Consider the following 1,933-nt stretch of genomic DNA (forward strand, 5'->3'; position numbering starts at 1 on the left):
GTTCGAGTCCGAGTCCGAACCCGACACGATTTGGCCGAGACAACCGCTCACTCCCGCGACAGAAACGGCACTCGCTGCGAGAAATTCACGCCGGTCCATTATCGATCCCGTAGCAACTGCTCGACAATCAATTTTATTATTGATATTTTGCTGTAGGTTTCAATCCCGAAGCCACCACCGAATCGGCAAATGACGACGAGTACCTAACTGGTTTGGTATCGTCTTTTTTCAAAATAACGACGTACCTACTACCATTCTCGGGGCACATACGCCATGAAAGACACACACGTAGAAGCCGGGAAGGCGATACAGCAGCAAACCGGGAAGACGTTTCACCTCGCGACTCGGTTACTGCCCGAGCGGGTGCGCCATCCGACCTACGTGTTGTATGGCTTCTTCCGGATCTGTGACGAAGTGGTGGACGACGCTGTCGACGTTCCACCCGAAGAACAGGCGAAGCGACTGGAATCGCTTCGAAACCAAGCGCTCGGGTCGAAACCGCCCGACGACCCTGTGCTGGAGGCGTTCAACGACCTCCGCGAGTCGCACGGAATCGCGGACGAGGAAGTGGCCGTCTTCATCGACGCGATGGCCGCCGACATCGAGAAATCGCGCTACGAGAACTACGAGGAGTTGGAGGAGTACATGCGCGGGTCGGCCGCCGCCGTCGGCCAGATGATGACCTCGGTGATGAACCCGACTAACCCCGACCGGGCGCGACCGCACGCCACCGCGCTCGGCGAGGCGTTCCAACTCACGAACTTCCTGCGGGACGTGCGCGAGGACATCGAAGATCGGGATCGGATTTACCTGCCACGGACGACACGGGAACGCCACGGCGTCACGGACGAGCAGATCGGACGACTCGAATTCACCGACGGGTTCGCGGCCGTCATGCACGACGAACTCCGCCGCGCGGAGGCGCTGTATCGGGAGGGCGTCGCTGGCATCCAGTATCTCCCCGAGGATTGCCAGTTCGCCGTGTTGCTCGCGGCCGTGCTGTACGCCGAGTACCATCGCGTGATTCGAGCGCAGGGCTACGACGTTCTCTCCCGGGAACCGTCGTTCGGGACCACCAGAAAACTCGTGTTGCTCGCCAAGACTCGCTGGCACTGGCGAAAGACGGGCGACCCGGAAACCGTCTTCCGCGCCGTGAGTCCGGTCGGAACGCCCGAGCATCGCGGGTCGGACGTGGAGCGCCGAGATACGCTTCCGACGCGGTAACGACGACGTTCAGTCGTCGGAACGCGCTTCGTCCGGTCGCCCCCCGTCAGATTCGCTCGCGAAGTCCGGCAACTCCGGAACGGCAGTCGTATCGTGTGAACCGGTCGGCGGGAGGTTGACCGCCGCTGCGGGGGAACCGTCGAGATCGGTTTTCGTGTTCAACGCCGTCATCTCGCCGTCGGCTTCGCGGGCGTCCTGGTCGATTCGCATCGAACAGAACTCCACGCCGCACATCGAGCAGAAGCGGGCGTCCTTGTAGTTGTCCCCGGGAAGCGTCTGGTCGTGGTACGCCATCGCGCGTTCGGAATCGAGCGCGAGGTCGAACTGGCGTCGCCAGTCGAACTCGTAGCGGGCCTCCGAGAGGGCGTCGTCCCAGTCCCGCGCGCCGGGCAGTCCGTTCGCCACGTCCGCGGCGTGAGCGGCGATACGGTAGGCCGCGAGTCCGTCCCGAACGTCCTCCTCGTCCGGAAGGCCGAGGTGTTCTTTCGGCGTCACGTAACAGAGCATGGCCGCACCGGCGCGGGCCGCGTCCGTCGCACCGATGGAACTCGTGATGTGGTCGTAGCCGGGTGCGATGTCGGTGACGAGCGGTCCGAGGACGTAGAACGGCGCACCGCCGCAGACCTCCTGCTGGCGTTCGACGTTCATCGCTATCTCGTCCATCGGAACGTGGCCCGGTCCCTCGACCATTACTTGGACCCCGTGGTCC

The 1,933-nt window shown here is 63.0% G+C and carries 2 protein-coding genes; one reads left to right on the forward strand and one right to left on the reverse strand.

Annotation, left to right across the window (positions count from 1 at the left end):
- The first annotated feature begins 273 nt into the window (after positions 1-273).
- Positions 274-1,224 carry a phytoene/squalene synthase family protein gene (locus WBV42_RS18210; protein ID WP_423987282.1) on the forward strand — a complete coding sequence of 317 codons (951 nt, stop codon included), beginning with the start codon at positions 274-276 and terminating at the stop codon, positions 1,222-1,224.
- 9 nt (positions 1,225-1,233) lie between these two features.
- Here the strand turns inward: WBV42_RS18210 and WBV42_RS18215 are convergent.
- Positions 1,234-1,933: phosphomethylpyrimidine synthase ThiC (locus tag WBV42_RS18215; protein WP_423987283.1), on the reverse strand; the 700-nt coding region annotated here is incomplete at its 5' end.

Origin of the sequence: Haladaptatus sp. (genome assembly GCF_049589095.1) — an archaeon.
Taxonomy (GTDB): domain Archaea; phylum Halobacteriota; class Halobacteria; order Halobacteriales; family Haladaptataceae; genus Haladaptatus.